The 24,752-nt window shown below is 66.7% G+C and carries 25 protein-coding genes and 1 tRNA gene; 14 read left to right on the top strand and 12 right to left on the bottom strand.

What is annotated here, in order from left to right:
- The first annotated feature begins 232 nt into the window (after nt 1–232).
- The 4 genes from rsmD to AVE30378_RS27005 all read left to right on the top strand — a co-directional run bounded on the left by rsmD (nt 233) and on the right by AVE30378_RS27005 (nt 2,953).
- A complete protein-coding gene (rsmD, locus tag AVE30378_RS27020) occupies nt 233–799 on the top strand; it encodes a 16S rRNA (guanine(966)-N(2))-methyltransferase RsmD (protein WP_129245414.1) in 567 nt (188 codons plus the stop codon).
- A 58-nt stretch (nt 800–857) separates the two neighbouring features.
- Nucleotides 858–1,361, top strand: a complete 504-nt coding sequence (coaD, locus tag AVE30378_RS27015; protein ID WP_043546238.1) for a pantetheine-phosphate adenylyltransferase — start codon at nt 858–860, stop codon at nt 1,359–1,361.
- Nucleotides 1,362–1,481: 120 nt separating this feature from the next.
- On the top strand, nt 1,482–1,733 hold the full coding sequence (locus AVE30378_RS27010; RefSeq protein WP_129245412.1) for a YfhL family 4Fe-4S dicluster ferredoxin: 252 nt from the start codon (nt 1,482–1,484) through the stop codon (nt 1,731–1,733).
- Complete coding sequence (locus tag AVE30378_RS27005; RefSeq protein WP_165360314.1) at nt 1,730–2,953, top strand: benzoate/H(+) symporter BenE family transporter; 1,224 nt, start codon at nt 1,730–1,732, stop codon at nt 2,951–2,953. Before AVE30378_RS27010 ends, AVE30378_RS27005 begins: the two co-directional genes overlap by 4 nt.
- A 2-nt stretch (nt 2,954–2,955) precedes the next feature.
- Here the strand turns inward: AVE30378_RS27005 and AVE30378_RS27000 are convergent, their stop codons facing one another.
- On the bottom strand, nt 2,956–3,342 hold the full coding sequence (locus tag AVE30378_RS27000; RefSeq protein ID WP_129245410.1) for an MOSC N-terminal beta barrel domain-containing protein: 387 nt from the start codon (nt 3,340–3,342) through the stop codon (nt 2,956–2,958).
- Entirely contained in the window at nt 3,339–5,831 is a 2,493-nt protein-coding gene (locus AVE30378_RS26995; protein WP_129245408.1) for an AsmA family protein, read from the bottom strand. The genes AVE30378_RS27000 and AVE30378_RS26995 overlap by 4 nt, the downstream gene beginning before the upstream one ends.
- 396 nt (nt 5,832–6,227) lie before the next feature.
- Here AVE30378_RS26995 and AVE30378_RS26990 point away from each other — a divergent pair, with 396 nt between their 5' ends.
- Together AVE30378_RS26990 and AVE30378_RS26985 are read left to right on the top strand one after the other, a co-directional pair.
- The gene (locus tag AVE30378_RS26990) at nt 6,228–7,826 is read left to right on the top strand and encodes an MDR family MFS transporter (protein WP_129245406.1); all 1,599 of its coding nucleotides are present in this window, start codon (nt 6,228–6,230) and stop codon (nt 7,824–7,826) included.
- Nucleotides 7,827–7,829: 3 nt separating this feature from the next.
- On the top strand, nt 7,830–8,279 hold the full coding sequence (locus AVE30378_RS26985; protein WP_129245404.1) for a MarR family winged helix-turn-helix transcriptional regulator: 450 nt from the start codon (nt 7,830–7,832) through the stop codon (nt 8,277–8,279).
- A 14-nt stretch (nt 8,280–8,293) separates the two neighbouring features.
- Here the strand turns inward: AVE30378_RS26985 and AVE30378_RS26980 are convergent, their stop codons facing one another.
- Nucleotides 8,294–9,064: an IclR family transcriptional regulator gene (locus AVE30378_RS26980; RefSeq protein WP_129245402.1), complete on the bottom strand. Its 771-nt coding sequence runs from the start codon at nt 9,062–9,064 to the stop codon at nt 8,294–8,296.
- Between the two features lie 80 nt (nt 9,065–9,144).
- Between AVE30378_RS26980 and AVE30378_RS26975 the strand changes: the two genes are divergently transcribed.
- Nucleotides 9,145–10,314, top strand: a complete 1,170-nt coding sequence (locus tag AVE30378_RS26975; RefSeq protein ID WP_244235161.1) for a M20 family metallopeptidase — start codon at nt 9,145–9,147, stop codon at nt 10,312–10,314.
- A 52-nt stretch (nt 10,315–10,366) separates the two neighbouring features.
- Entirely contained in the window at nt 10,367–11,380 is a 1,014-nt protein-coding gene (locus tag AVE30378_RS26970) for a Bug family tripartite tricarboxylate transporter substrate binding protein (RefSeq protein WP_129245398.1), read from the top strand.
- Nucleotides 11,381–11,453: 73 nt separating this feature from the next.
- On the opposite strand, the gene AVE30378_RS26965 is transcribed toward AVE30378_RS26970, so the two are convergent.
- Nucleotides 11,454–12,416 carry a LysR family transcriptional regulator gene (locus tag AVE30378_RS26965; protein ID WP_129245396.1) on the bottom strand — a complete coding sequence of 321 codons (963 nt, stop codon included), beginning with the start codon at nt 12,414–12,416 and terminating at the stop codon, nt 11,454–11,456.
- Nucleotides 12,417–12,504: 88 nt separating this feature from the next.
- Here AVE30378_RS26965 and AVE30378_RS26960 point away from each other — a divergent pair, with 88 nt between their 5' ends.
- The 3 genes from AVE30378_RS26960 to AVE30378_RS26950 are packed head-to-tail and all read left to right on the top strand — an operon-like array spanning nt 12,505 to nt 15,748.
- Entirely contained in the window at nt 12,505–13,719 is a 1,215-nt protein-coding gene (locus AVE30378_RS26960) for a CaiB/BaiF CoA transferase family protein (protein ID WP_244235160.1), read from the top strand.
- Entirely contained in the window at nt 13,719–14,783 is a 1,065-nt protein-coding gene (locus AVE30378_RS26955; RefSeq protein ID WP_129245393.1) for an NADPH:quinone oxidoreductase family protein, read from the top strand. The genes AVE30378_RS26960 and AVE30378_RS26955 overlap by 1 nt, the downstream gene beginning before the upstream one ends.
- Nucleotides 14,732–15,748, top strand: coding sequence for a Bug family tripartite tricarboxylate transporter substrate binding protein (locus AVE30378_RS26950; protein WP_129245391.1), 1,017 nt, complete (start codon nt 14,732–14,734; stop codon nt 15,746–15,748). Before AVE30378_RS26955 ends, AVE30378_RS26950 begins: the two co-directional genes overlap by 52 nt.
- Here the strand turns inward: AVE30378_RS26950 and AVE30378_RS26945 are convergent.
- Nucleotides 15,735–16,667, bottom strand: a complete 933-nt coding sequence (locus AVE30378_RS26945; RefSeq protein ID WP_129245388.1) for a LysR family transcriptional regulator — start codon at nt 16,665–16,667, stop codon at nt 15,735–15,737. The two genes, AVE30378_RS26950 and AVE30378_RS26945, sit on opposite strands and share 14 nt — an antisense overlap.
- A gap of 68 nt (nt 16,668–16,735) precedes the next feature.
- On the opposite strand from AVE30378_RS26945, the gene AVE30378_RS26940 reads away from it, so the two are divergent.
- Genes AVE30378_RS26940 through AVE30378_RS26930 form a run of 3 tightly spaced genes read left to right on the top strand, consistent with a single transcriptional unit; the run spans nt 16,736 to nt 19,115 of the window.
- Nucleotides 16,736–17,461 carry an RraA family protein gene (locus AVE30378_RS26940; protein WP_129245386.1) on the top strand — a complete coding sequence of 242 codons (726 nt, stop codon included), beginning with the start codon at nt 16,736–16,738 and terminating at the stop codon, nt 17,459–17,461.
- Between the two features lie 39 nt (nt 17,462–17,500).
- The gene (locus AVE30378_RS26935; protein WP_244235159.1) at nt 17,501–18,481 is read left to right on the top strand and encodes a Bug family tripartite tricarboxylate transporter substrate binding protein; all 981 of its coding nucleotides are present in this window, start codon (nt 17,501–17,503) and stop codon (nt 18,479–18,481) included.
- A gap of 1 nt (nt 18,482) precedes the next feature.
- Nucleotides 18,483–19,115 (top strand): 4-carboxy-4-hydroxy-2-oxoadipate aldolase/oxaloacetate decarboxylase, encoded by a 633-nt coding sequence (locus tag AVE30378_RS26930; RefSeq protein ID WP_129245384.1) that lies wholly within the window; start codon nt 18,483–18,485, stop codon nt 19,113–19,115.
- 83 nt (nt 19,116–19,198) lie between these two features.
- On the opposite strand, the gene ychF is transcribed toward AVE30378_RS26930, so the two are convergent.
- From ychF to ispE, 7 genes are all read right to left on the bottom strand, one after another.
- The gene (ychF, locus tag AVE30378_RS26925) at nt 19,199–20,290 is read right to left on the bottom strand and encodes a redox-regulated ATPase YchF (protein ID WP_129245382.1); all 1,092 of its coding nucleotides are present in this window, start codon (nt 20,288–20,290) and stop codon (nt 19,199–19,201) included.
- 97 nt (nt 20,291–20,387) lie between these two features.
- A complete protein-coding gene (locus AVE30378_RS26920) occupies nt 20,388–21,173 on the bottom strand; it encodes a CPBP family glutamic-type intramembrane protease (protein ID WP_129245380.1) in 786 nt (261 codons plus the stop codon).
- Complete coding sequence (gene pth / locus AVE30378_RS26915; protein ID WP_129245378.1) at nt 21,173–21,769, bottom strand: aminoacyl-tRNA hydrolase; 597 nt, start codon at nt 21,767–21,769, stop codon at nt 21,173–21,175. The genes AVE30378_RS26920 and pth overlap by 1 nt, the downstream gene beginning before the upstream one ends.
- 97 nt (nt 21,770–21,866) lie before the next feature.
- Nucleotides 21,867–22,484 carry a 50S ribosomal protein L25/general stress protein Ctc gene (locus tag AVE30378_RS26910; RefSeq protein ID WP_129245376.1) on the bottom strand — a complete coding sequence of 206 codons (618 nt, stop codon included), beginning with the start codon at nt 22,482–22,484 and terminating at the stop codon, nt 21,867–21,869.
- A 146-nt stretch (nt 22,485–22,630) separates the two neighbouring features.
- Entirely contained in the window at nt 22,631–23,581 is a 951-nt protein-coding gene (locus AVE30378_RS26905) for a ribose-phosphate pyrophosphokinase (protein WP_006227587.1), read from the bottom strand.
- A 140-nt stretch (nt 23,582–23,721) separates the two neighbouring features.
- Nucleotides 23,722–23,798 (bottom strand) — tRNA-Gln (locus AVE30378_RS26900).
- Nucleotide 23,799: 1 nt separating this feature from the next.
- Entirely contained in the window at nt 23,800–24,711 is a 912-nt protein-coding gene (ispE, locus tag AVE30378_RS26895; RefSeq protein WP_129245374.1) for a 4-(cytidine 5'-diphospho)-2-C-methyl-D-erythritol kinase, read from the bottom strand.
- Nucleotides 24,712–24,752 lie beyond the last annotated feature (41 nt).

Raw genomic sequence — 24,752 nt, 5'->3', positions numbered from 1 at the left:
CGGAGCGGGCGCGGAAACAGGCGTTGCCGCCGGGGCCGCGGCCGGCTCGACGGGCGGTTCGGCCGGTGCCGGCGCAAGCGCCTCGGGCTGGGGCGGTGGCGGCGGTGCGGGAATGACCGGAGCGGCGGCGGGTTCCGCCGGCGCGGGGACGGCGTCTACTGCCTCCGGCGGCGGCGCGGGCTGGGCCGGCGCGGCGGGCGGAGGGGTTTTTTTCTTGAAGAAGCGGCTGAACATGGGTAACAAGTATATTCGTATCGTCGGGGGCCAATACAGGCGCACCCCCATTGCCGTGCCCGACGTTGAAACGTTGCGCCCCACGCCCGACCGGGTCCGCGAAACGCTGTTCAACTGGCTGACCCACCTGTGGGGCGGCGAATTCGCCGACAAGCAGGTGCTGGACCTGTTCGCCGGCAGCGGCGCGCTGGGCTTCGAAGCGGCGTCGCGCGGGGTGGCGCACGTGCAGATGGTCGAGCGGGACAGGACCGCGGCGTCCGCGCTGCGGACACTGCGCGACAAACTCAAAGCCGACATGATACGCATCCATGTGGGCGACGCCATGCAGGTGACCGAGCGCATGGATGCGTCCCGGTTCGACCTCATCCTGCTGGATCCTCCCTTCGGCCAGGGCTGGCTTCCGCGCCTCTGGCCCCTGCTTCCGGGTATCCTGACCGAGCATGGGCTGGTCTACGTCGAGGCGGAAACCCCCATCGAAGCCCCGGAAGGATTCACGATTTTGCGGCAGGACAAGGCGGGTGCGGTCCACTACCACCTCCTGGAATTTGCTGCATTGCGCAAATAGATCAATAATCCGGGCTTCGGAGGATGGTGTACACCACTAATAACGGTACGGAGCTCGCATGATCACCGCTGTATATCCCGGCACTTTCGACCCGCTGACCAGAGGCCACGAAGACCTGGTCCGCCGTGCGGCCACGCTTTTCGACAAAGTCGTGGTGGGCATCGCCATTAGCCGCAATAAGAAGCCTTTCTTCAGCATCGAAGAGCGCGTGGAAATCGCGCGCGAAGTGCTGGGGCACTATCCCAACGTGGAAGTGCAGAGCTTCGGCGGCCTGCTCAAGGACTTCGTGCGCGACCAGGGCGGCCGCGTCATCGTGCGCGGCCTGCGCGCCGTGTCCGACTTCGAATACGAATTCCAGATGGCCGGCATGAACCGCCATCTGCTGCCGGACGTCGAAACGCTGTTCATGACGCCTTCGGACCAATACCAGTTCATCTCGGGCACCATCGTGCGCGAAATCGCCCAACTGGGCGGCGACGTGAGCAAGTTCGTGTTCCCGTCGGTCGAGCGCTGGCTGCAGGAAAAGGCCAAGGAACGCCGCGAACAGTCCTGGCCGGGCTGAGGGGCCCGCGCCGCACCCTCCCCGGAAGGGCGCTGCCGGCGCCCTTCCCGCGCTGCGCCGCCCGGGCGTACGGCGGCGGTACAATGGTTATCGCCCCACCCGCCCATACCGCAGTCCGCCATGGCCCTGACCATCACCGAAGAATGCATCAATTGCGACGTTTGCGAGCCCCAGTGCCCGAACGAGGCAATTTCCATGGGCGCGGACTATTACGTGATCGATCCTGACCGCTGCACCGAATGCGTCGGCCACCACGACGAGCCGCAATGCAAGGTGGTCTGCCCGGTGGAGTGCATCGAACTGCACCCGCAGTGGAATGAAGGCCAGGAACAGCTCATGGCCAAGTACCGCCGCCTCACTGGTGCCGCATGAGCGACGCGGCGCAGTCCAGCATCGACCTCCCCCCTTCCCGCCACCACGCCCGCCGCGACATTTCCGCGTCTGCCATCGCCGCGGGCCTGGTCGCCGTCCTGGTCAGCTTCGGCGGCACCGCCGTGCTGATGGTGCAGGCGGGCCACACCGCCGGGCTGGACGCGGCGCGCATCGGTTCCTGGATCGGCTCGCTGAGCCTGGCGTTCGGGTTCGGCGGCGCCGTCTACAGCCTGCGCACCGGCCTGCCCATCGTCATGGCCTGGTCCACCCCCGGAGCGGCGCTGCTCGTCACGGCGCTGGCCGGCGTGCCCTTCAATGAAGCCATCGGGGCCTTCGTGCTGGCGGCCGCCCTGACGCTCGCCTGCGGCCTGTTCGGCTGGATCGACCCCATCCTGCGCCGCATTCCCGGCGAGATCGCGGCGGCCATGCTGGCCGGCGTGCTGCTCAATTTCGGCATGGGCATCTTCGGCAGCATCGACCACCAGCCCGTGCTGGTGCTCGCGATGTGCGCCTCCTATCTGGTCTGCCGGCGCCTGGCGCCGCGCTACGCGGTGCTGGCGGTCATGCTGGTGGCGATCGCCATCGCGTTCGCGCTGGACTTGATGCGGCTGGACCTGCTGGACTGGCGCTTCACCGAATTCGTCTGGACCACGCCCGCCTTCAGCGCGCAGGCCGCGGTCAGCCTGGGCATTCCGTTGTTCGTCGTGGCCATGGCGTCGCAGAACCTCCCCGGCCTGGCCATCCTGCAGGCCGCCGGCTATCGCCCTCCCGCTTCGCGGCTGGTGGCGGCCACCGGCCTGCTGGGTCTGCTGGCCGCGCCCTTCGGCGCGCACAGCGTCACCATGGGCGCGATCAGCGCGGCCATCTGCACCGGCCCGGAGGCCCATCCAGATGCCGGCAAGCGCTATATCGCCGCCGCCACCTACGGCCTGGGCTACGTCGCGCTGAGCGTCGTGGCGGGCGCCGTGGCGGTGTTCTTCCAGGCCCTGCCCCCCGCCCTGCTGGCGGCGCTGGCCGGCCTGGCCCTGCTGGGTACCATCATGGGCGGCATGGCCGCGGCCATGGCCAATCCGCAGCGCCGCGAAGCCGCGCTCATCACGCTGCTGGCCACGGCGTCCGGTTTCAGCTTCTGGGGAATCGGGTCGGCCTTCTGGGGCCTGGTGGCGGGCCTGCTGGCCCACGCGGCATTCGAATACAAGCGCGCCGGCGCGAAGGCCTGACGCTAGGCGGGCCAGGCCGCCACGGGCGTGTCGGGGTGCACCTTCATGATGCGGCAAGGCACCTGCACGAAGTTGGAGATCCAGGCGGCGGCCAGCTCCCCTTCGTCGATCACGTCGATGGCCTGTTCACCGACCTTCATGCTGTAGCGCACGCTGTCGTCGTCTTCGATGACGTCCAGCGGGATATCCATGCGCAGCATGCCGGGCGCCTTCAGCACCAGGTAGCCCAGCCGCAGTTCGACCGACACCTCGGCCAGCCGGGGGCACAGGCCGCGGTTCAGCCACTGCCCGGAATCGTTGGCGATCAGCCACTGGCGATGATAGCCGGCGGCCTCCGGCTGCGGCGTGACCCCGCATTCGGCAATGGGTTGGAAGTGTTCGGCGCTCATTTGCCCAGCAGTCCCTTCAATGCCTTGTCGACGGCGCCGCCGTTCTTGCCTTTGCCGGTGACGGCTTCGCGCAGCTTGTTCTCCAGGCTGCGCTTCAGGATGGAGCCCACTGCGTCTTTCCAGAGCAGCGTGTAGGACGGCTTCTCGAACGGCCCCTTGACGTGCACGGGGATGGTCACGTCCTTCAGGTCGATCAGTTCCTTGCCTTCGGGATCGGCGGCCGGATTGACCACGCGCGCGCGCGCCACCAGGTCCAGTTCGCTCTTGACGAAATCGATCGTGGCCGGCTCGCCCTGCGTCACGCGCAGCAGGGGCGAAACGACGTTCAGGCGCTTCACGGCGGCCACGCCCTTGGTGAACGCCAGGTCCGCGTCCATCTCGGAGAATGCCGTCTGCTTGCTGGTGTCGGCGGCAACGGTCTCGTCCTGCGACTCAGGCTTGAACGCCGCCTTCAGTTCGCGCAGCGTCTGCGTGAGGTTGATGCCCTTGACCGCGCCGTCGCGCAGGCGCAGTTGCAGGGTGCCGCCCAGGCCGCTCTTCAGGGCATAGGCGTTGGCGCCGGCCGTCTTCAGGTCCAGCGCCAGGCTGCCCGTGCCGCTAAGCACGTTCTGGCGCGCCAGGTCCATCAGGAACGGTTCGATCGCAATGCCCGCCAGCGACATCTTGGTGGCCAACTGGTTGCCCTGCGCGGCGTCGACCGTCAGGGCGCCCGCCAGCTTGCCGCCGTACAGGCCCGCCGTCAGGCTGGTGATTTCCAGCTTGCCCTTGTCCAGCTTCACCGAGGCCCCGACGTCGTCGGCCTTCAGGCCGCGCACCACCAGCTTGCCGACTTTCAGCGTGCCGTTGACGCTCGGGCCGATCAGCGCGGACAGGTTGATCGAATCGTCGGCGGGCGCCGGCGCGGGCTGCGCCGGCTTGCTTTCGTCCTTCTTGCCTTCGGCGGGCGGCTTGGCTGCGGGCGCCGCCGCGGGCGGCACCAGTTTGTCCAGGTCCAACGTATCCACGGCCAGCGCGAAATTCACGCGGGGCGCGTCGCTCAGCTTGGTGATGTCGGCGCTCAGGTCGAACTTGCCGCCCTCCAGCACCGCGTTGATCTTGCTGGTCGCCTGGTCCTTCAGCAGATCGGCCGTCACGCTGCCGATCACGGGGATCTGCAGGCTGCCCTTGGGCAGCCCCGGGTCTGTGATGTTCACATCACCGCGCAAGGCGGACAGGCCGCCGCTGCGCTGCAGGAGATTCAGCGACAGCGGCGAGGCGAAGTTCAGCTTGACCACGCGTTCGCCGTTCTTGGACGTGCTGTCCAGCTTGGCTTCCTTGATGTCGAGCTCGCCGGCGTTGCCGCTGATACCGTTCAGGCCGAAGCTGGCGTCCAGGCCGGCGAGGCGCACGCGGCCGGTCAGCGCCTCGCCGGTGGCCGAGGCGGGGGAGATATTGAGCGCCGGCGCGTCCACGGCGACTTCGAACGGGCCGTCGGCCACGCCGCCCTTGGCGCGGATGGCCAGCTTTTCGATCTGCAACTGGCTCTTGTGCGGGTCGATCGAGAGCTTGGGCATGGCGACGCTGGCTTCCACATTGGTGGCGCGCGCGGCGGGATCGGTGACGTCGCCCTGGAACACGACTTCCAGGCCGGCCACGTCCAGCGCCGACTTCTGGCCGTTGAACGCCAGGTTGCCGCGCATGGCCAGGCTCTTGGCTTCCGCGCCCGGCAGCTTGCCGTCCATGCGCAGGTCGAGCTTCTGCGCGGCATAGCGCTTGGCGGATGGGTCCAGCGTCAGCAAGGCCTGGCCGGTCAGGTTGGCGTCGACCCGCGGGTTGCCGCCTTCGACGCGCGCGGTCAGGCGCACGTCGAACGGCTGGTTGAACGTGACGCGGCCGGTATTGGCGTTGATCTTGGTGACGGCCACCGCCATGCCGGTGATGGCGTCCTGCAATTGCACTTCGCCGTCCTTCAGGTCCAGGCCGGCGATGTCGATCTGCATGTTGTTGCGCGGCTGCGGCAGGCTGCCGTTGGTGATGGCCTGCGCCGCGGTCTGGGCCGCGCCCACCAGCGCTTCCGCCGGATTGGCCGGCACCGCCGTGATCGGCGAGGTGCCGCCCACGAGGTTGCTGAAATTGAACATGCCCTGCTTGTCCCGGATCACGCGCGCCTTGAGGCCGCTGATGGCCACGTGGTCCACCACGAAGCTGTTGGACAGCAAGGGCCACACCGCGACCGCCAGGCGGGTGCTTTCGATGGAAGCGAAGGTCTCGGCGCTATCCGGCTCGGACAGCGACACGCCCTGCACCGACAGCCCGATGCGCGGGAACAGCGACAGCTCGATCTCGCCGTCGATCGTCAGCGTGCGGTGATAGCGTTGCTGGACAAGCTCTTCCAGCTTGTACTTGTACGCATTGGGGTCGAATGTCAGCAAGAAGATGGCCAGGCCAACGACGGCCACGACAACCAACACCACCAGGCCTATCAAAATGCGCTTGAACCACGTTTTCATTGCCGCCCCGTCGGTACCTCGACTGGAAATCCTTGAATGCCGTCCATCGCGCCGGAACGCGGGGATGGTGCTTTGCCGGAGGAAAAAACCGCCGGGCATGTGACGCCGTCGGCCTTTCAGGCGTGCCCTCGCTCTTGCCGAGCCAGGGCCGCGGCGCCAAAACGGGGAGGGTCTGCCAAGGAAGGCCAGGTGAATGGCGCCGGCCCGGCCGGCGCACAGATAACGCTATCGTAACAAATCGGGCCGGCTTCGCGAGGCCGCCGGGACATTCCCCGGAATATCCTGGGCCGCGGGCCCCCGGCCCCGCGAAAAACCGGGCGGGAAAGCTGACGGTTTTCTGTCCGCCGCATTGTAGGGCTAGAATGATTGACACATCAATCATTGATCTATCCAACAATGCCCGCCCCCGCTTCCGGCACCCCGCACTCACCCGGCCAGGTGCTTCCCTTCCGGCAAACCCTGCTCGCCATGCTCGGCATGTGCTTCGTCATGATGATGGTCGCCATCGACCAGACCGTGGTGGGCACGGCGCTGCCCACGATTGTGGCCGAACTCAAGGGCTTCGAACTGTATGCATGGGTAGCGACGTCTTACCTGCTGACCTCCGTCATCACCGTTCCCATCTTCGGCCGGCTGGGCGACTACTACGGGCGCAAGCCGTTCGTCGTGACGGCCATCGTGCTCTTCACCCTGGCCTCGGCGCTGTGCGGCGCGGCCGACAGCATGCTCACCCTGGTGCTGGCCCGGGCGCTGCAGGGCATCGGCGGCGGCATGCTGGTGGGCACCGCGTTCGCCTCCATCCCCGACCTGTTCCCCGACCCCCACGTGCGGCTGCGCTGGCAGGTCATGCTCAGTTCCGCCTTCGGCATCGCCAACGCGGTGGGCCCGACCCTGGGCGGCGCGCTGACGGAACACTACGGCTGGCGTTCGGTCTTCTACGTGAACCTGCCCATCGGCGCCCTGGGCCTCTGGTTCGTCACGCGCTACCTGCCGCACCTGCGCAACCACACGGCCGGCCCCGTGCGCCTGGACTGGCAGGGCGCGCTGCTGGTCGCGCTGGCCCTGGGTTCCCTCCAGTTGCTGGTCGAATTGCTGCCCCAGGAAGGGCTGAGCGGCGCGATCCTGCTGCTCGGCGCGGGCAGCGCCGCCGCCTTCGCCCTGCTGTACTGGTGGGAAAAACGCTGCCCGCACCCGCTGCTGCCGCTGGACATGTTCCGCAACCGCGGCCTGGCCATGCTGTTCACGCTGGCGCTGCTGGTCGGCGTGACCATGTATTCGCTGCTGTTCTACGCGCCGCTGCTGCTGCAGGGCGGCTTCGGCCTGTCGCCCCAGGAAGCGGGGCTGCTCATCACGCCCATGGTCGTCTTCATCACCGTGGGCAGCATCGTGAACGGCCGGATCATCACCCGGATCCGCCATCCGAACCGCATGCTGTACGCGGGCTTCATCCTGATGGCGCTGTCGTGCCTGGGCATCGTCACCACCCACAGCTATACCTCGCACGCGGTCATCGCCGCGTACATGCTGATGGCCGGGCTGGGCATGGGCTTCATCATGCCCAACCTCACGGTCTTCGCCCAGCAGACCGCGGGCCGCAGCCACCTGGGCATCGCGACCGCGCTGCTGCAATCCCTGCGCATGATCGGCGGCATGCTGGGCACGGCGATCGTCGGCACCATGGTCAGCCACAGCTATTTCAGCGGAGTCGAATCCACCCTGCGCGGGGCGTCCGCCCGCTGGCTGCCGGAACTGAACGATCCCCAGATGCTGGTCAATCCCGAGGCGCAGACGCAGTTCCTGGCACAATTGGCGCACCAGGGCCAGGATGGAACGTCGCTGATCGAGATCGCGCGGGTCGCGCTCGTCAGCGCCATCCATGAAGGGCAGCTCATCGCCCTGGCCGTCGCCGTCTTCGCCCTCTGGTGCGTGCGGCGCGTGCCCCCGGTTCAATTGGTCCGCCCCTCCAAGCCGGAGCCGGCCAGCGTCGGAGAATAGCTTTTGCCGAAACAGCAACAAGGCCTGCAGGTCATCCAGCACATGGGCCTGACCTACCGCGTCATGCAGAGCGCGTTCAGCGGCCGGGTCGGCCACGCCCTGCCCCGCTGGCGCATCCTCCTGGCCTTGCATGAATGCGGCCAGTGTTCGCAGAAACACCTGGCGGAACGCTGCCGCCTGGATCCCGCTTCCCTCACGCGCCAACTGCAGGCCATGGAAAAGCTGGGCTGGATTGCGCGCGCCGTGGATCCGCAGGACAACCGCCTGACCAACGCCAGCCTCACGCCGGCGGGGCAGGCGGTCGTGAACGACGCCCTGCCCAGGCGCGCGGCCTTCTTCGAAGAGTCGCTCAAGGGACTGTCCGCGGCCGACATCGACACCCTGAACCGCGTGCTCAGCGTGCTGGAACAGAACTTCCTGCATGCCGCCGCGGACAAGCCTTCGCAGGGCTGACGCGCGGCGCCGGCCTACTCGGGCGGATTGCGGCGCTCGAACTGCGCGATCGCATGCAGCAGGAACGGCGCGAACTTCGCGGCGTAGTCCTTTCCGGTCCAGGCATTGGACGAACCCGACAGGTGCAGGGCCCCGTAAGGCGAGCCCTGCGCATTCGTCACCGCTGCGGCCAGGCTGACCTCTCCCACGATGAACTCGTCGACGACCAGGGCATAGCCCTGGTCGCGGGCCTTCTTCACCTCGGCCTTGACCGCCTTGGCGGCAATCAGGGTCTTGGGCGTATGGGCTGCCAATTCCACGGCCGCCAGGCGGGACGACGCCTCGGCCTCCTCCAGCCGTGACAGCACGGCCCGCCCGCCCGCCGTGCAGTAGAGCGGGACGCGCCGCCCGACCAGCGATGCATGGTAGTGCTCGGTGTGGGTCTGGTGCCGCATGACGTGGACCAGTTCGTTGCCATCCAGCAGGGACAGGCTGATCTTCTCGCCCGTGGACTTCGACAGTTCCAGCATGATGGGATTGAGCGCCTCGACCAGCGCATGCATGCGCAGGAAATGGAAGGTCAGGTTGAGCATGCCCGTGCCCAGCCTGTAGCGCCGCGTCTGCGCGTTCTGCTCGAGATAGCCTTCGGCGCACAAGGTGTGCGCGTAGCGCTGGGCCGCGCTCTTGTCCAGGCCGCTCATGGCCATGATCTCCATCAGGCCGAGGTCGCCCGATGCGTTCTTGAAACAGTCCAGGACCCGGAAGGCCTTGCCCACGGACCCTACGTACAGTGCGTTGGTCGTCATCGTTTTACCTAATGTACGGGTTTTCTCAAGTAGCACATAATAATACCAAGTATTAAATAACAATACCTGAGGAACACGCAATGAATCTCGAGGCCGGACTCACCGCGGCGCAATGGCTCGAAAGCCGGCAGCCGGAAATGCTTGCGCTGCTGGAGGATATCGTCAATATCGACTCAGGCAGTTTTGACAAACCCGGCGTGGCGCGCGTATTCCGGCGGCTGGAATCGTTCTTCGCGGCGCACGGGCTGGAAACGGTCTCCCACTACGCAGGCGGCGTCGAAGCCGCGATCTCCGTCACCGTGAACCGCGCGAGCCCCACGGGCAAGCCCGTATTGCTGATGGGGCATTGCGACACCGTCTTCCCGGCGGGCGAGGCGGCCCGCAGGCCCTTCCGCATCGACGGGGCCCGCGCCTACGGCCCGGGCGTGGCCGACATGAAGTCGGGCATCGTCATGAACGCCTTCCTGCTGGCCGCCCTCGCCCGCTACGGCGAAGGCGCTCCGGAAGTCACCGGCCTGTTCACCTGCGACGAGGAAATCGGATCGCCGCTCAGCAAGGACGCGATCGCGCATTTCGGCAAGCTGGCGGGCTTCGTGTTCAACGCCGAACCGGGACGCCCGTCCGGCAACGTCGTGACCGGACGCAAGGGCGGCGTGTTCTTCAACATGGAAATCGAAGGCAAGGCGGCGCACTCCGGCGCGAACTTCGCCGAGGGCATCAGCGCGATCTCCGAACTGGCGCACAAAGTCGTGGCGCTGGACGCCTTGACCGACCTGGACGCGGGCGTCACCGTCAACGTCGGCCTGGTGAACGGCGGCCTGTCCGTCAATACTTCCGCGCCCTCCGCCACCGCCGCGATCGACCTGCGCATCTTCGACCTCGAACAGCGCGAATCCCTGGTCGGCAAGATCCGCTGCATTTGCGACAGACCCTTCATCACCGGCACCTTGTCCAGGCTGGACATCACCGGCGAATTCAAGCCCTTCGTGCCCACCGCCCAGTCCCGCAGGCTGTTCGAGCTGTACCAGGCCGAACTGGGCGCGATCGGCCACAAGGCGGAAGCCGAGTTCAGCGGCGGCTGCGCGGACTCGGGCGTGACGTCCAGCCTGGGCGCCATCACGCTGTGCGGCACGGGCCCCGTGGGCGGGAAGTTCCACACGCAGGATGAATATTGCGAGATCGGCACCATCGTCCCTCGCGGGCAGGCGGTGCTCAACACGATACTGCGGCTTGCCCACACCCAGTGGTAAGCGGCGCAAACGTCGCGGCCTTTCCGCCCGGCATTCTCACCAGGTGCTTTTCATGACTTCACACGCATTGCAGACACGCCGCGCCCTCCTCAAGGCCGGCACGGCGCTGGCGTTGGCCCCCGCCGCATGGATGAAAACCGCGCACGCGCAAGCCTATCCGGCCGGGCCGGTCAGCATGATGGTCCCCTATCCCGCCGGCGGCCCCAGCGACGTCAGCGCCCGCATCCTCAGCGGCCCGATAGGCGACAGCCTGGGCGCGCGCGTCGTGGTCGAGAACCTGGGCGGCGCCACCGGCACCATCGCCGCCTCGAAAGTGCTGAACGCCAAGGCCGACGGCGGCGTGTTCTTCCAGGGCACGCAGAACGAACTGATTCTTCCGCCCCTGACCAATCGCGCCGTGCGCTACCAGCCGGACGCCTTCGAGAGCATCCAGCCCATCACCGTGACGCACCTGGTGCTGCTGGTGCGCGCCGGCCTGCCCGCCAACACCGTGGATGAATTCCTGAAACTGGCCGGCGAGCACGACGCATCGAACTCCCTGACCTACGGAACGGTGGGCGTCGGCTCGCTCTATCACCTGATCACCGAGTACCTGGGCAAGACCGTGAAGGTACCCTTCACCCACGTGCCCTACAGCGGCACGGCGCCCGTCATCCAGGATCTGGCGGGCGGCCAGATCGACTTCAGCATCATGCCCTTCCAGGCTTCGATGCTGGAGATGATCCAGGGCGGCCGCTTCAAGGCGCTTGCGGTCCTGTCCCGCAACAGGCCCGCGGTGCTGGCGAAAGTGCCCAGCATCACCGAAACGCCGGCCCTGGCCAACTTCGAATACGCCAGCTACGCCGGCTACTACGTGAAGAAGGGAACCCCGCTCGCGATCAAGGAAGCGCTGAACAAGGCCATCGGGCAAGCCCTGGAGAACCGAGACGTCGTCGCCAAGCTGGAGGCGGACGGCCGCAACGTCTCGCCCCGCATGAGCCTGGACGAGGCGGCCGCCGCCTACGCGGCCGAAATCGCGAAGCACAGGGAAATGATCCGCGCCACGGGATACGTCCAGGCGGGCTGAGGCGTGCGCCAGGGGCCGGCCGCGCGCAAAGCCCGCCCGGCGCGTGGCTGGCCGACGTGCTGCCGACGGGACGCTATTGAACGGCGGGAGGCTCCGCCTGACCAGCCTGTGCACGCTGCCAATCGCCGCGATGGCGTTCGATGTGCTCGCGCAAGTGGTCCACGAGGGTGCGCGTCGCCACTGACGGAAAACGATTGGGCGCGGTCAGCAGGTAGATCGCATCGCCCACGCCTTCGGGCTCCAGCTCGGGCAGCACTTCGACCAGCGCGCCCTCGCGCAACTGGCTCCACACAGCATAGCGCGGAAGCAGCGCGACGCCCAGGCTCGCGAGCACCGCGTCACGCAGGAACGGATAGTCCCCGGATTGCAGGCGCGGCGCCACGCGCAGCAGCAGGGGATCGCCATGAGCGCGCTTGCAACGCAGATCGAAGCGCCTGCCCAGCGATTGGGGCGCAATCAGCGTACAGCGGCCCAGTTGCTCCAATTGCACGATGGGGCCGTGGTCGCTCAGGAAAGCAGGCGTGGCGCACAGACACCATTGCACGTCGCAGATGCGGCGCGCGACATGGTCTTCCGGCGGCGCGGAGGTGATCTTCAACGCCATGTCGACCTCGGCCGACACCAGGTCGCCGATGGCGTCATTGATGTGTACGCGCAATGAAATATCCGGATAGCGGCGCGTGAAATCGAGCAGCACGGGCGCCAGGTACAAATGGCCCAGGCCCGTCGGCAGGCGGATGCGGACATCGCCGCGCACGCTGCCGTCCAGGCTGTGGATGGAGGCCTGGGCCGCGCGCATTTCGTCCAGCAGGCGCACGCCGTGCTGGTAGAGCAACTGACCAGCCTGCGTCAGTTCGACATGCCGGGTCGTGCGGCGCAGCAACTGAGACCCCATTGCCAGTTCCAGCCGTTTCAGCCGATGCGACATGTTCGAACGCGTCATGCCGCAGCGATCGGCGGCGGCGCTGAGATTGCGCGACTCGACCATTGCGACGAACAGCCTCACCAGATTCAGGTCCAGCTCTTTGTCAATCATGGTTCACCATTCAAGGCACAACTACGCAGATTGTCCAGCCGACGGGCCGAGTCTACCATCGGCTCATCGACTCTTTCCCCGGAATGCCATGGACTCCGCCGTTGCCGCCGAAGTGAACCACGGTCCTTTTTTCGGCCTGCGCGTGCTCGATATCAGCCAGGGCATCGCCGGCCCGTATTGCGCGCAGATGCTGTGGCAGCACGGGGCGGAGGTCGTCAAGGTGGAGCCTCCCGCCGGCGACTGGGGCCGCCACGTGGGCACCGTGGCCGGCGCGCACAGCGCGCTGTCCACGGCCTATAACGCAGGCAAGCGCGGCGTCTGCCTGGACGCCCGCCACCCAGCAGGGCGCGAGGCGCTGCGCCGCCTGGCAGACAGCGCCGACGTATTGATCCAGAATTTCCGGCCGGGCGTGGCCGCCCGCATGGGCGTGGGTTACCAGGACCTGGCGCCCAGGGCGCCCGGCCTGGTGTACGTATCGATCAGCGGCTACGGCGAAGACGGCCCCTACGCCAACGCCCCCGCGTCCGATTCCGTCATGCAGGCCGACAGCGGCCTGATGTACGCCAACCAGGACGAGGCGGGCGTGCCGCGCCGCATCGGCGTACTGATGGCCGATATCGCCACCGCGCTTTACGCCGCGCAGGCGGCCATGGCGGCGCTGTACCGGCAGGCCCGGACAGGGACGGGCGGACACGTCCAACTGAGCCTGTTCCAGGCTTGCGCCGCGCTGCAGGCCAACGACATCCTGGCTTACGGCATGGCGGGCGCGCGCCGCGCCGGACCGGTGAGCGCGCCCAACGGCGTGTTCGACACCGCCGACGGACGCCTGTCGGTGCTGGCGCTGAACAACGACCAGTTCGCCCGGCTCTGCCGCGCCCTGGAACGCCCGGAATGGCTGCTCGACCCCGCCTATGCGGACAATGCCGGCCGCATGGAGCGGCGTGAGGAACTGCACCGGGAGCTGGCCGCGCAGCTCGCCACCCGGCCGTCCTCCCATTGGACCGAACGGCTGACGCGCGAGGACGTGCTGCATGCTCGCGTGCGCGACTACGACGATCTGGCCTCCCATGCGCAGGCCGCGCACGTGGGCCTCCTGCAAACGCTGGTCCAGCCCGGCGTGGGCAATCTACCTTACGCGCCGCTTCCAGGCCTGGCGCAACGCCGCCCGCTCGCCGCCTCGCCCGCGATAGGCCAGCACTCCCGCGAAGTCCTGGGCGATTGGGGCTGGAGCCCGCCCGAGATCCAGGCGCTGCTGGCGGCCGGCGCGCTGGTGCAGGGCTGCGCCCAGAAGGAGCCCCGCTGATGCGCGCCCTGCTCTGCGAACGATTCGGCCCGGTGCGGGACGTGGCGCTGCTCGACACGTCCGACGCGCCATCCCCCGGCCCCAGCGAAGTCACCATCGCGGTGCATTACGCCAGCGTCAGCCATGCCACCAAGCTGCTGATAGAAGGCCGCTACCAGACACGCCCGCCGATGCCTTTCGTGCCAGGCACCGAAGCCGTCGGCCAGGTGCTTGCCTGCGGCAGCGCGGTGACGCGCCTGCGTCCCGGCGACAGAGTCGTGGCGCTGGCGCGCTGGGGCTGCTACGCCGAACGGCTGACGCTGCCCGAGTACACCGTCTACGCCGTGCCGGACGGCCTCGATCCGCTCCAGGCGCTGCCCGTTCCCATATCCTACGGCACGGCGTACTGCGGCCTGCTGTGGCGCGCGGCCATGCAGCCCGGCGAGACCGTGCTGGTACTGGGAGCGGGTTCGGGCGTCGGCCTGGCGGCGGTGGAACTGGCCGCCCTGCTGGGCGCGCGCGTCATCGCCTGCGCCAGCACCGAGGCAAAGCGCCAGGCCGCGCGTAACGCGGGCGCCTTCCACGCCATGGCGGCCGACGACGGCATGGCCGCCGCCGTCAAAGCGCTGACCGCCGGCCGCGGCGCCGACATCGTGTTCGATCCCGTGGGCGGCGCCGCGTTCGGCCGGGCGATCCGGGCCGCGGCGGCCAACGCGCGCATGCTGTCGGTGGGATTCGCCAGCGGCGACGTACCGCAGGCGCCATTGAACCTGCTGCTCGTGAAGAACATCGCGTTGCACGGCTTCTTTTTCGGGCGCTATATCGGCTGGACCCCGGCGGATGAGCGCGTGGTCCACGCGCCCGCCATGCAGCGGGCCATGGCGACCCTGTTCGACTGGACGCGCAGTCAGCGCATCCATCCCGCAGTAACGGCGGTCTATCCGATCGCCGAACTCGCCGCCGCGCTCCAGGCATTGGAGAGCCGTCAGGTCGTGGGCAAAGTGGCGCTCAAAATAATATCGGAGACTAGCCCATGCAATCCATTACCGCCCATCGCGGCAGCAGCACGAGACGCAACATCCTGAATCTGCGCGCGGCGCTTGCCCTGGCCGTCGCATGCACTGGCGCGCTGGCCATCGCTCCCGCCTGCGCCGCGGACGACTATCCCAACCGTCCGATCACGATGGTGGTGCCCTACCCTCCGGGCGGCCCCACCGACATCGTCTCCCGGTTGGTCGCGGCCGAGATGTCCAAGACCATCGGCCAGAACATCATCGTCGACAACAAACCCGGCGCCAGCGGCATGATAGGCGCGGACCTGGTGGCCCGCGCCGCGCCGGACGGCTATACCTTCCTGGCGAACGCATCGCTCCACGTCATCAATCCGTATATCTATCGTTCCATGCGGTATGACGCGTTCAAGGACTTCACGCCGATCACGCAGCTAGCCGATGTACCGCTGGTGCTGGTGGTGCCGCAGACCAGCCCCGTGAAAACCCCGCAGGACCTGGTGGCGCTGGGGAAAGCCCAGCCATTGAATTTCGGCTCGGCCGGCAGCGCCTCGGCCCAGCAGCTTGCCGGAGAATCCTTCAAGGCGCGCACCGGCTTGCCAATGCAGCACGTACCCTACAAGGGCAGCGCGCCGGCGCTGACGGACCTCGTCGGCGGACAGATCCAATTCATGTTCGACTCGATGCCATCGGCCACCCCATTCATCAAATCGGGCAAGCTGCGCGCGGTGGCGGTCACGGTCGCGCGGCGGGTGGCGGAATTCCCGGATGTGCCGACCATGGCCGAATCGGGTTTCCCCGGCTTCGACATCAGCACCTGGTACGGCCTGTGGGCCCCCAAGGGCACGCCGCCGGCCATCGCCGCCAAGCTCGCGGAACACGCGGCGATGGCATTGCGCCAGCCGAACGTGATCAGCCAGTACGCCTCCATGGGCGCCAAGCCCGTCGGATCCACGCCCGAGGCCTTCGCCCGGTTCAACGCGGCCGAAGGCGAGAAATGGCGGGGTATCGTGACGGCGGCGGGTATTACCCCGCAATAGCGGACCGGGTTGCCCCGGCCCGGTCCCGCGCGCCCGATTGCTCCACGATGATCTTCATGAAATCGTCGGCCAGGCGGTGCGAGACGCCTTTGGCGCGCACCGCGTAGACCTGGGCCGTCGCCGTCAGGCCCTGGACGGGTAGAAACAGGATATCGCTGCGGCTGTCGTCGGCAACCGACCTGCCGACCAGCGCATACCCCAGGCCGGCGGCGACCAGGCCCAGCGCGGTGTGAATCTCCTTCGCCTCGTATCCCACGCGCACCCTGGCGCCGGCCTGCTCCAGCGCCTGGATGGTGGAGCGGGCAAAGCTGCTTTCCGGATCCTTCGGATAGCTGATGAAAGGCATGCCGGCCAGATCGCCGGGCGTAAGGCGCTTGCGCTTTGAAAACGCCCCCGCGGAAGGCACCGCCGCAACCAACGCATCATCGAACAGCGGGAAATAATCCAGGTCGTCCTCTTCGGCGCGCGGCCCCATGGCGCGCGACAGGCCGACGTGGATGAGCCCGCTGCGCAAGGCCTGCCCCTGATGTTCGCTGAGGATCTCGGTCAGGTCGATGCGCACCTTGGGCAGGTCCACCTTCATCCGGCGCACCGCATCGGGCAGCACCGAAAAAATAGTCGAACGCGTGAACCCGATGCTGAGCCAGCCGAAATGGCCCGAGGCCATGTCCTGGGCTTCGTCGAAAAGGCGCTGGGCATCGGCCAGCAGCGCCTTGGCCTTGGGATAGATGAAGCGCCCCAGCGGCGTCAGCGTCATGGGCCGCGTCGAACGGTCGAACACTTTCGCGCCCAGCATGGCCTCCAGTTGCCCAAGCTGCATGCTGACCGCCGTGGGCACCACATGCAAGCGCTGCGCCGCCAGATTGGCGTTGCGGGTCTCGACCACTTCGCAAAAGAATTGCAGGGATTTCAGGTTCATGGAAATTGATCTTACGCTCAAAAATGCTTGATTGCTTTCCACTTTTCATTAGCTGAACATGGGATCACATGCACGCATTCCTGCGCCGGAACCTGGAGACCCTGTTGATTCCCGATATGAACGAACCCGAATGGCTGCGCCTGAGCCGCGGGCTTTCCACCGCCGAAGTATCCGACGCCCTCGACTACTTCAACCTGCCCGGCAGCGCGCCAGGCATCCGGCCCGTCGCAGGGCCGGCCAAGCTCTTCGGCCGCGCCTATACCGTCCGCTTCGCGCCGATAGACCACGCCCAGCCCGGAACCGTGGGCGACTTCATCGACCGGCTTGCTCCCGGCACCGTCGCCGTGCTGGACAACGGCGGCAGGACGGACTGCACGGTATGGGGCGGAATTCTCAGCCGCCTGGCCGCGCACAAGAACATCGCCGGCACCGTCGTGCATGGCGTGTGCCGCGACACCGCCGAAGCCGATGAGGCCGGCTATCCCCTGTATGCCTGCGGCGCCTTTATGCGCACCGGCAAGGATCGGGTGCAAGTGCAGGCATACGAAGAGCCCGTGAGCCTGGGCGACGTGCGGGTGTGTCCTGGAGACCTCGTGATCGGCGACGCCGACGGTGTGGTGGTGGTGCCGCAGGCCCGCATGCAGGAGGTCCTTGGCAAGGCCCTGGAAACGCACGCCCTGGAAACCAGGATATTGGATGCCGCCCTGAACGGCATGCCGCTGGCCGAGGCGCGCAAGAAATTCGGCTACCACACGCTGCAGCGCTCGCCGGACAGGCTGATGGACCGATCCTGATCTTCAGGCGCCGACAACAACTACATAATCCAAGGAGACATGATGTCGATTACCCGTTTTGTGACTGCCGGAGCCCTCGGCCTGGCGGCGGCCGCCCTCGCCGCCCCGGCGCTGGCGCAGGAGCCGTATCCCTGCCAGCTCGTGAAGATCATCTCGCCCTACCCTCCCGGAGGCACGACCGACATCCTGGCGCGCCTGATCGCGCCCGGCCTGGCCGACGAATTGGGCACCAACGTCATCGTGGAAAACAAGGGCGGCGCCAGCAGCAACATCGGGACCCAGTATGTGACCACCGCGGCGCCAGACGGCTGCACGCTGCTGCTGGGCAACAATACCGGCGTCGTGATCAACCGGAATCTGTACAAACTGCGCAACGACCCGGTCAGCGCGCTGGCGCCGGTCGCCGAAGTAGCCGCCGTCCCGCTGGTGCTCTACGTCAATGCCTCGGTGCCGGCCAAGACCGCCAACGAACTCTTCACGCTGATCCGGAACAAACCTGGCGAATTCAACTTCGCCTCGGGCGGCAGCGGCAGCCCGCAGCACCTGATGGGCGAAATGCTCAAACTGGACATGAAGCTGGACATGACGCACATCCCCTACCGGGGACAAGGGCCGGCGCTGGCCGACGTGATAGCCGGGCAGGTGCCCGTGGCCTTTGAAACCACCACCGCCATCGCCCCGCAGCTCGGCTCGGGCCGCCTCCGCGCACTGGCCACAACCGGAGAAACCCGCTCCAAGAGCCTGCCGGACGTGCCCACCATGAAAGAACTCGGCCACGCAAAATTCGTGATCGAAAACTGGTACGGCATCTTCGCCCCCGCGCAGACGCCCCCGGCCCTGGTTCAACGCCTTAACCAAGGCCTGGTCAAAACGCTGAAGAGCCCGGCGGTGGCCAAAAATCTGGACGAAATGGGTTCCGACGACGTGACCGGCACACCCGAACAGTTCGCAAGCTTCATCGCCAAGGAACTGCCCTACTGGGAATCCCTGGTCAAACGCACTGGCGCAAAGGTCGACTGAGATGACCGATCTGCTTGCCACGCTGCGCCAACTGGGCGCGGCCACCGTCTACGAAGCCCAGGGCGCCAAAGGCGCGCTGGACCACGGCATCAAACCCATCGACCCGGCGACGCGCCTGGCGGGCCCGGCCTTCACCGTCGACTGCCGACCCGCCGACAATCTCATGCTGCACTATGCCGTCCAGAAAGCGCGCCCCGGAGATGTGCTCGTGGTCGACGCCAAGGCGTTCATGGAGGCCGGCCCCTGGGGCGACGTGCTCACGCTGCAGGCCATGCAGGTCGGCATCGCCGGCCTGGTGATCAACGGCTGCGTGCGCGATGCGAACCTGATCATCGAGCTGGGCTTCCCGGTGTTCTGCCGCGGCCTGTCGATCAAGGGCACCGGCAAGTTCCAGCCGGGCCGGATCAACGTGCCGGTCACGATAGGCGATGCGCTCATCCACCCCGGCGACTACATCGTGGGCGACCGCGACGGGGTTGCCGTGATCCCCCAGGCCGAGCTTGAAGAAACCGTATCGCGGAGCCTGGCGCGCGAGGAAAAGGAAGCCGGGCAACGCAAGGCGATCGAACAGGGCGTCTTCACGACCGAGTTACTGGGGTTGACGGACACCCTGCACAGGCTCGGCCTGCGGTAGGGCCGCAGACGGTATGCGCCGCCGGCCTGTCGGTTCGACAGGCCGGGCTGGGCTGCTGGGTGTTCCCGGGATCGGAAGGGGCGTCAGACGTTGAACAAGAAGTTCATCACATCGCCATCCTGCACGATGTATTCCTTGCCTTCGGCGCGCATCTTGCCCGCTTCCTTGGCGCCCTGTTCGCCCTTGTAGGCGATGAAGTCTTCGTAGGCGATGGTCTGCGCGCGGATGAAGCCGCGTTCGAAGTCGGTGTGGATGACGCCCGCGGCTTGCGGAGCGGTGGCGCCGATCGGCACGGTCCAGGCGCGCACTTCCTTCACGCCGGCGGTGAAGTAGGTTTGCAGGCCCAGCAGCTTGAAGGCGGCGCGGATCAGCCGGTTCAGGCCCGGTTCTTCCATGCCCATGTCCGACAGGAAGGCCTGGCGGTCGGCGTCGTCCAGGTCGACGATCTCGGATTCGATGGCGGCGCAGATGGCGACCACGGGCGCGTTGCGGGCGGCGGCGAATTCGGTCAGGCGGTCGAGCAGCGGGTTATTGGTGAAGCCGTCGTCGGCGACGTTGCCCACGTACATGGCGCGCTTGGCGGTGATGAAGCACAGTTGGGCGATGTCGGCCTTTTCTTCGGTCGACAGGTCCAGCGCGCGGATCGGCCTGGCTTCGTTCAACTGGGCCACGCATTTTTCCAGCACGGCGACGATGCGCTGCGATTCCTTGTCGCCGGAGCGCGCGGTCTTCTGGTGGCGCTGCAGGGCCTTTTCGGCGGTCTGCAGGTCGGCCAGGGCCAGTTCGGTCTCGATGACTTCGATGTCGGCGATGGGGTCGACCTTGCCGGCCACGTGGATGACGTTGGGGTCTTCGAAGCAGCGCACCACGTTGACGATGGCGTCGGTTTCGCGGATGTGCGAGAGGAACTGGTTGCCCAGGCCTTCGCCTTTGCTTGCGCCGGCGACCAGACCCGCGATGTCGACGAATTCGACGGTGGCGGACAGGATGCGCTCGGGCTTGACGATTTCAGCCAGCTTCTGCAACCGCGGATCCGGCACTTCCACCACGCCGACGTTGGGCTCGATGGTGCAGAACGGGTAGTTCTCGGCGGCGATGCCGGCGCGGGTCAGAGCGTTGAAGAGTGTCGATTTGCCGACGTTGGGCAGGCCGACGATGCCGCATTGCAGAGCCATGGGAATCCTGTGGTAATTACGGTATTGATCGTTAACGTTCTAGTTTACCCCGCCCGCCGGAATGGGTTTTCCGGAAACGGCGGGGCTTGCGGCCCCATTAGCTCGCGGCGGTGGGGGCCAGGCGCATGACGAGCCAGATCATCAAAATGGGGCCGGCGTTGAAGACCGAATGCAGGAGCATCGCCGCGCCGATGCCGCGCCGTATGCGCATCCAGCCCAGCGTCAGGCCGGTCAGCCATTGCGGCAGCACCAGCAGGGGCAGCAGCCAGTAAGGCGTCCTGGCGTACACGAAGTTGGTCAGGTGCACGGCGGCGAAGGCCAGCGCGACCAGGTGGAACACCAGGCCGAAGTGCTTCAGGTAGTAGCGGCGCCAGGTCGTGTCCCAGGCCTTGAGGGGCTCGGGGCGCTGGCGCGCGCCCCAGCACGCCAGGATCACGAACGCGGCCAGCAGGAGGCCTGTCCAGACCTTGGGGCCCCACAGCACCACGGGCAGCATCGCAGGGATCAGCCACAAGGCCTGTTTCGGACGGCGCAAGCCGTAGCGGAACAGCATCTCCTCGACCAGCGGCGCCCATATCACGGCGGTCAGCCACGGGATGTTCGTGGGGTCGAGCCGGTGCGTGACGCCGCCCAGCCCGGCGGCGGCCACCGCCACCGGCCCCAGCGCGAAAAGGTTCACGGCCCACAGCAGCGCGGCCCAGGCCAGGAGGCGACCCGGCGAGATGCCCGGCCACCAGTCCGCCAGCAGCCCGCTGCCGGCCGCGCGTCCGGGCAGGCGCGCGACCGGGTGCGGCTGACGCAGGAACCGCCAGAAATCCGCGACTTCGCTGCGGAAGCGCATCTTGCCGCGCGGCGCGGCGGCCCGGTCGCCGGTCTCGCTCATCAGGCGTCGTTGCCGCTATGGAGCTGGCGGGTCGCCAGCGGGAAATCGCCGGCCAGCATGGCGGGCACGACGGCGCGGCAGCGGTCGATGACGGCTTCGATCTGTTTCTGTTCTTCGCGGCGCGGCGGGTGCAGGACGAAGTCCGCCACCTGCTGCGCCAGGCCCAGCGTGCGCGGATGGCCGATGCCGATGCGCAGGCGCCAGAAGTTGGGGCTGCCCAGCGCGGCCTGGATGTCCTTCAAGCCGTTGTGGCCGGCATGGCCGCCCCCCTGCTTCAGCTTCACCTGCCCGGGCATCAGGTCCAGTTCGTCGTGCAGCACCAGCACCTCCTCCGGCGCCAGCTTGTAGAAGCGGACCAGCGCGCCGACCGCCTGGCCGGACCGGTTCATGTAGGTGGTGGGCTTGAGCAGCAGGACGTTGTCCGCGCCCAGGCGGGCCTTGGCCACCATGCCGAAAAAGGACTTCTCCAGCGCGAAAGCCGCGCGCAGATCGTCCGCCAGATGGTCGGCCAGCCAGAAGCCGGCGTTGTGCCGGGTGGTTTCGTAGTCGGGACCTGGATTACCCAGTCCCACGATGAGGCGTATGGGAGTAGACATGATGGGGGGTGTTTAAACCAAAAAACCCTGCGCATGCAAATGCACACGCAGGGTTTCGGGCTCAAGCCGCCAGCGGACCCATGGGCCCGCGGCAGACTTAGGCGGCCGGAGCTTCGGCTTCGCCTTCCTCGGCGGCAGCGGCGCCGCCGCCCTTGACAACGGCCGAAGCCACCAGCGGGTTGGCGTCACCGCCATGGGGGACGTAGGTCACGCCCCTGGGCAGCTTGATGTCGGCCAGGTGGACCGAAGCGCCAGGCAGCAGGTCCTTCAGGTCGACTTCAATGAACTGGGGCAGAGCGGCCGGCAGGCAGGTCACTTCCAGCTCGGTCAGGACGTGGCTGATGATGGCGCCGCCCAGCTTCACGGCCGGCGAGATTTCAGCGTTGACGAAGTGGAACGGGACCTTGGTGTGCAGGGCCTGGTTGGCGTCCACGCGCTGGAAGTCCACGTGCAGGACTTGCGGCTTGTAGGCGTGCCATTGAACCGAACGCAGCAGGACTTGTTCTTCCTTGGCCGCGCCTTCCACCGCCATTTGCAGGATCGACGCGTGGAATTCTTCCTTGCGCAGGGCGTGGTAGATCTCGTTGTGGTCGAGTTCGATGTTCAGCGGGGCAGCCGTACCGCCATAAACGATGGCGGGAACGCGGCCCGCGCGGCGCAGGCGGCGGCTCGCACTCGAACCCTGGACGCTACGCGCAGTGGCATTGAATTTCATGGATGACTCCAAAAACAATAAGGTGAAGAGACTTCACCGGTTAAATGCGCGGCGCGCAAAACGCGCGCCGCGTTTGTTGCGCCTTGCCGCGACCAGCAAGGCGCAAGAACTGAGTATTCGGGCTGTCCGTCCGATCGAGCCGGGCTTCAGTCGACGAACAGCGAGCTGACCGATTCCGCGTTGGAAATGCGCAGGATGGTCTCGCCCAGCAGCGCGGCGCACGACAACTGGCGGATCTTGCCGCTGGCCTGGCCTTGCTCGGAGAGCGGAATGGTGTCGGTGACGACCAGTTCGTCCAGTTCCGACGCTTCGATGCGGTCGATGGCGCCGCCCGACAGCACGGGGTGCGTGCAATAGGCGTAGACGGCGCCGGCGCCGCGGTCCTTCAGGGCCTGGGCCGCCTTGCACAGCGTGCCGGCGGTGTCGACCATGTCGTCCATGATGATGCAGGTGCGGCCGTCGACTTCACCGATGATGTTCATCACTTCCGACACGTTGGCGCGCGGACGGCGCTTGTCGATGATGGCCAGGTCGGCTTCCAGTTGCTTGGCCAGCGCGCGGGCCCGGACCACGCCGCCGATGTCCGGGGACACGACGACCAGGTTCGAGAAGTTGCGGCGCCAGATGTCGCCCAGCAGGATCGGGCCCGCGTAGATGTTGTCCACGGGGATGTCGAAGAAACCCTGGATCTGGTCGGCGTGCAGGTCCATCGTGAGGACGCGGTCGACACCGGCCACTTGCAGCATGTTGGCCACGACCTTCGCCGAAATGGCCACGCGCGCCGAGCGCGGGCGGCGGTCCTGGCGGGCATAGCCGAAATAGGGAATCGCGGCGGTGATGCGGCCGGCGGAAGCGCGGCGCAGCGCATCGACCATCACCATGATTTCCATCAGGTTGTCGTTGGTAGGCGCACAGGTGGGCTGCAGGACGAAGACATCCTTGCCGCGCACGTTCTCGTTGATCTCGACCATCACCTCGCCGTCCGAGAAGCGACCGACGGTCATCTTGCCCAGGGACATATCGAGGTGGTTGACTACGTCCACGGCCAGCCGAGTGTTGGCGGTGCCCGTGAAAATCATGAAGCTATCGTTTGCCATGATGGATGATGCGATGGTCGTTTAAGACACTGACGAGATGAGGCGGGGGTGATACACCAGCGGACCCGGAAAATAAAAAAGCTGCTGAACCCGGGCCAGTGTCTTACAGGCGTGTTCAACAGCTTTTTTATGTATTCGGTTGGCTGGGGAGGAAGGATTCGAACCTTCGCATGCCGGAATCAAAATCCGGTGCCTTAACCAGCTTGGCGACTCCCCAACTATCTTGCAATCCAATTCCGCAACGGATGCTCAGCTAATCCGGCACATGCCCGCACTAACCGAAACCGTGGATGCGTTTGGCTGATTGTTTTATCAGCGCCGCGCATTATAGCGGTAATTTCTGTTTTCGCCAAAACGGCTTCGGAAAGTTCGGAAAATTCGGCGTACAAACACGCACCAGATCCCGACATGCGAACCGCGACGCCGTAAGGCTTCAACTGTTCTGCAAGCCACCGCGATGCCCCAAGCACTTCCGGGTAAAGGCGGTAGACCACCGGCTCCAAGTCATTCCTGCCGAAGCAGAAAGTTGGCGAAGCAAGAAAGTCCGCTATTGTGATGCAAGAAGAATCTCTTGTCAAATCGGGCGCCGAAAAAATCTCGGGGGTCGGCACGCTGGCATCCGGCTGCGCCACCAGGTAGGCGCGCTCTGGCAGCGCGACCGCGGCAAGCTCTTCGCCCACGCCCTGCGCAAACGCAGACTGCCCGAACACGAACACGGGCACGTCGGCGCCCAGCGGCAAGGCCAGGGCCATCAGTTCGCGCCGGGTCAGCCCCGTTCCCCACAGCCGGTTCAGCGCGATCAGCACCGAAGCGGCATCGCTGGAACCGCCGCCCAGGCCGCCGCCCTGCGGAATGCGCTTTTCCAGCCCGATCTGCACGCCCTGCTTCGTGCCAGTGGCCCGCTGCAGGGCATGCGCCGCGCGCAATGTCAGGTCCTGCTCCGGCGACACGCCCGGCAGCTCCGCGGCGCGGCTGATGACGCCATCGGCCCGCGCGTCGAAATGCAGCGTGTCGCACAGGTCGATGAACCGGAAGGCGGTCTGCAGCAGGTGATAACCGTCGGCGCGGCGGCCCACCACGTGCAGAAAGAGGTTCACTTTGGCGGGAGCGGGAACGTCGTAAAAGGTCACGAAAGACAACCGTTGCGAGGGAATACGACATTCTAGCCAGA

It is taken from the genome of Achromobacter veterisilvae, from assembly GCF_900496975.1.
Classification (GTDB): Bacteria; Pseudomonadota; Gammaproteobacteria; order Burkholderiales; family Burkholderiaceae_B; genus Achromobacter; species Achromobacter veterisilvae.
Note: the sequence above shows the minus strand (reverse complement) of the source record. Positions and strands in the feature narration are given on the sequence as shown.

Bases quoted from the DNA above. Each gene is read 5' to 3' on its own strand.
- AVE30378_RS26965 (WP_129245396.1), bottom strand. From the start codon at position 12,416: ATGATTGACAAAGAGCTGGACCTGAATCTGGTGAGGCTGTTCGTCGCA.
- AVE30378_RS26995 (WP_129245408.1), bottom strand. From the start codon at position 5,831: ATGAAAACGTGGTTCAAGCGCATTTTGATAGGCCTGGTGGTGTTGGTT.
- AVE30378_RS27000 (WP_129245410.1), bottom strand. From the start codon at position 3,342: ATGAGCGCCGAACACTTCCAACCCATTGCCGAATGCGGGGTCACGCCG.
- rsmD (WP_129245414.1), top strand. From the start codon at position 233: ATGGGTAACAAGTATATTCGTATCGTCGGGGGCCAATACAGGCGCACC.
- AVE30378_RS26980 (WP_129245402.1), bottom strand. From the start codon at position 9,064: ATGACGACCAACGCACTGTACGTAGGGTCCGTGGGCAAGGCCTTCCGG.
- AVE30378_RS26930 (WP_129245384.1), top strand. From the start codon at position 18,483: ATGACCGATCTGCTTGCCACGCTGCGCCAACTGGGCGCGGCCACCGTC.
- AVE30378_RS27010 (WP_129245412.1), top strand. From the start codon at position 1,482: ATGGCCCTGACCATCACCGAAGAATGCATCAATTGCGACGTTTGCGAG.
- AVE30378_RS26935 (WP_244235159.1), top strand. From the start codon at position 17,501: ATGATGTCGATTACCCGTTTTGTGACTGCCGGAGCCCTCGGCCTGGCG.
- AVE30378_RS26905 (WP_006227587.1), bottom strand. From the start codon at position 23,581: ATGGCAAACGATAGCTTCATGATTTTCACGGGCACCGCCAACACTCGG.
- coaD (WP_043546238.1), top strand. From the start codon at position 858: ATGATCACCGCTGTATATCCCGGCACTTTCGACCCGCTGACCAGAGGC.
- AVE30378_RS26920 (WP_129245380.1), bottom strand. From the start codon at position 21,173: ATGAGCGAGACCGGCGACCGGGCCGCCGCGCCGCGCGGCAAGATGCGC.
- AVE30378_RS26940 (WP_129245386.1), top strand. From the start codon at position 16,736: ATGCACGCATTCCTGCGCCGGAACCTGGAGACCCTGTTGATTCCCGAT.
- AVE30378_RS26990 (WP_129245406.1), top strand. From the start codon at position 6,228: ATGCCCGCCCCCGCTTCCGGCACCCCGCACTCACCCGGCCAGGTGCTT.
- AVE30378_RS27005 (WP_165360314.1), top strand. From the start codon at position 1,730: ATGAGCGACGCGGCGCAGTCCAGCATCGACCTCCCCCCTTCCCGCCAC.
- pth (WP_129245378.1), bottom strand. From the start codon at position 21,769: ATGTCTACTCCCATACGCCTCATCGTGGGACTGGGTAATCCAGGTCCC.
- AVE30378_RS26955 (WP_129245393.1), top strand. From the start codon at position 13,719: ATGCGCGCCCTGCTCTGCGAACGATTCGGCCCGGTGCGGGACGTGGCG.
- AVE30378_RS26975 (WP_244235161.1), top strand. From the start codon at position 9,145: ATGAATCTCGAGGCCGGACTCACCGCGGCGCAATGGCTCGAAAGCCGG.
- AVE30378_RS26960 (WP_244235160.1), top strand. From the start codon at position 12,505: ATGGACTCCGCCGTTGCCGCCGAAGTGAACCACGGTCCTTTTTTCGGC.
- AVE30378_RS26910 (WP_129245376.1), bottom strand. From the start codon at position 22,484: ATGAAATTCAATGCCACTGCGCGTAGCGTCCAGGGTTCGAGTGCGAGC.
- ychF (WP_129245382.1), bottom strand. From the start codon at position 20,290: ATGGCTCTGCAATGCGGCATCGTCGGCCTGCCCAACGTCGGCAAATCG.
- AVE30378_RS26945 (WP_129245388.1), bottom strand. From the start codon at position 16,667: ATGAACCTGAAATCCCTGCAATTCTTTTGCGAAGTGGTCGAGACCCGC.
- AVE30378_RS26970 (WP_129245398.1), top strand. From the start codon at position 10,367: ATGACTTCACACGCATTGCAGACACGCCGCGCCCTCCTCAAGGCCGGC.
- AVE30378_RS26950 (WP_129245391.1), top strand. From the start codon at position 14,732: ATGCAATCCATTACCGCCCATCGCGGCAGCAGCACGAGACGCAACATC.